The sequence below is a fragment of the Actinomycetospora sp. genome (assembly GCF_055612215.1).
This window is the reverse complement of sequence record NZ_JBVPVA010000938.1, coordinates 1-2,367: the sequence shown is the minus strand read 5'-3', so window position 1 is coordinate 2,367 and position 2,367 is coordinate 1. Positions and strand designations below refer to the sequence as shown.

The 2,367-nt window shown below is 70.8% G+C and carries 2 protein-coding genes and 2 pseudogenes; 3 read left to right on the top strand and 1 reads right to left on the bottom strand.

All coding sequences use genetic code 11. The features are described 5' to 3' along the window. Nucleotides 1-316: pseudogene (locus AC0CYZ_RS25585) on the bottom strand (chlorite dismutase family protein); the annotation flags it as partial. Between the two features lie 7 nt (nucleotides 317-323). Here AC0CYZ_RS25585 and hemQ point away from each other — a divergent pair. The 3 genes and pseudogenes from hemQ to AC0CYZ_RS25570 form a co-directional block, all read left to right on the top strand. Continuing rightward, a pseudogene (gene hemQ, locus AC0CYZ_RS25580) lies at nucleotides 324-827 on the top strand (hydrogen peroxide-dependent heme synthase); the annotation flags it as partial. 49 nt (nucleotides 828-876) lie between these two features. Beyond that, nucleotides 877-1,980 carry a mandelate racemase/muconate lactonizing enzyme family protein gene (locus tag AC0CYZ_RS25575; protein ID WP_472220576.1) on the top strand — a complete coding sequence of 368 codons (1,104 nt, stop codon included), beginning with the start codon at nucleotides 877-879 and terminating at the stop codon, nucleotides 1,978-1,980. 208 nt (nucleotides 1,981-2,188) lie between these two features. Then, the coding region (locus tag AC0CYZ_RS25570; RefSeq protein ID WP_472220578.1) for a YciI family protein at nucleotides 2,189-2,367 on the top strand (179 nt) is incomplete at its 3' end.

Here is a 2,367-nt window from a genome sequence, read left to right as displayed (position 1 = left end):
CGAAGGCCAGGATCCACTCGTAGTCGCCGAGGGCGAACGACGCCACCGTATTGGCGCGGACGTCGGGGTACTCGCGGGCCAGCTGCCCGTGTTCGGCCAGCAGGCGGCGGCGCTCGTCGTCGGGCAACAGGTACCACTCGTAGGACCGTACGAACGGGTAGACGCAGACGTAGTCGCGGGCGTTCTCGTCGGCCAGGAACGCGGGGATGTGGGACTTGTTGAACTCGGCCGGGCGGTGCAGCGCCATGTTCGACCACACCGGCTCCAGGTGGGCGCCTAGGGCGGTCCGCCGGAACCGGGAATAGGCCTCCTGGAGCAGGTCGGCCGACGCCGACCTCATGGTGTGGTGGCACTCGTCCTCGTCGGACGCCGTGCAGGAGGCGTACTCGCGCTTCCGCCGCACCCGCCTCGGCACCCACCTCGAGCCGGTGTGGTCGCAGATGGCCCTGCACCGGCCGGCCGAGTTCAACAAGAGCCACATCCCGGCGTTCCTCGCCGAGGAGGAGGCGCGCGCCTACGTCTGCGTCTACCCGTTCGTCCGCTCGTACGAGTGGTACCTGCTGCCCGACGCCGACCGGCGCGCGCTGCTCGCCGAACACGGGCAGCTGGCCCGCGAGTACCCGGACGTCCGCGCCAACACCGTCGCGTCGTTCGCCCTCGGTGACTACGAGTGGTTGCTGGCCTTCGAGGCCGACGAGCTGCACCGCATCGTCGACTGCATCCGGCACCTGCGGGCCAGCCGGGCCCGCCTGCACACCAAGCTCGAGACGCCCTTCTTCACCGGCGCGCGCAAGCCGGTGGCGGAGATCGTCGCAGCGATGCCGTAACCCGCGCTGGCTGCCCGTCCGCAGAGGTCCGCCCAGCGACAGGAGCGGGATGCGGATCGCCGAGATCCACCTGTACCAGGTCGACCTGCCGTTGAACGGCACCGTCTACCGGATGTCCGAGGGCGCCTACAGCGCGCTCGACTCGACGGTCGTGCAGATCGTGTCGGACACCGGGCTTTCCGGATGGGGCGAGACGTGCCCCGTCGGCCCCACCCACGCACCGGCCCACGCGCTCGGTGCCCGCGCGGCCCTGACCCAGATGGCGCCGGGCCTGATCGGCCGGTCCGTGACGGGGCCCTCGGCCGTCCAGCGCGCGCTGCACGGCCTGCTCCACGGCCACAACTACGCGAAGGCCGCGATCGACATCGCGGTGCACGATCTGCTCGGCAAGGCCTACGGCCTGAGGGTGTGCGACATGCTCGGCGGCGCGACCACCGATGAGGTCGACTCGTACTGGTCGCTGACGCTCGCCGACCCCGACGAGACCGCCCGCGTCGCGACGCAGAAGATCGCGGAGGGCTACCCCCGCCTCCAGGTGAAGATCGGTGGCCGACCGGTCGAGGTCGACATCGAGGCAATCCGGAAGGTGTGGGAGGCGACCGGCTGCACGCGGCTCGTGGTCGACGCCAACCGGGCGCTGCTCACCCGCGACGTCCTGCGGATCGACCGGGAGTGCGCCGACATCCCGTTCGTGTTCGAGCAGCCCTGCGACACCATGGAAGAGATCGCCGCGATCCGCGCCCAGCTGGACCACCCCGTATACCTGGACGAGAGCACCGAGAACCTCGGCGAGGTGCTGCGGGCGGTCTCGCTCGGGGTGTGCGACGGGTTCGGCCTCAAGGTCACCCGCCTGGGCGGCCTCGGAGCCATGACCACCGTCCGCGACGTCTGCGAGGCACGCTCGCTGCCCCACACCTGCGACGACTCCTGGGGCGGGGACATCATCGCGGCGGCCTGCGTCCACCTCGCCGCGACCGTGCACCCCCGCCTACTCGAGGGCGTCTGGATTGCCGAACCCTTCGTGAACCTCCACTACGACTCGGCACACCCGGTCCGGGTCGACGGCGGCCGCATCCGGGTGCCGACCGGTCCCGGACTCGGTGTGGTCCCCGACGACGGCGCCCTCGGGGATCCCGTCGCATCCTTCGCCTAGAGCAGACGGGCTCGCGGTCCGCGGCTCGGACCGGCGGGAGCTGAACCCCTCGCGCGCACCGCACAGAGAACGTGACGCCCACGTCGCGCGCACCGACGATCCTCCCGAGATTTCCGACGAGGGTTGTCGAGAATGCGGGGCCGACTACGTCCCCGGGGTGCGAGCGGCCACGACGGGCTGCTCGGGACGAACGACGAAGGAGAACACCGTGAAGTACCTGCTGCTCAAGCACTACCGCGGCGGCCCGACCCCGGTGGTCGACCAGGCGCCGATCGACCGGTGGACGCCGGAGGAGGTCGACGCCCACATGCAGTACATGAGCGACTTCGCGAAGCGGCTGGAGGAGACCGGGGAGTTCGTCGACGCCCAGGCGCTGGCGAACGAGGG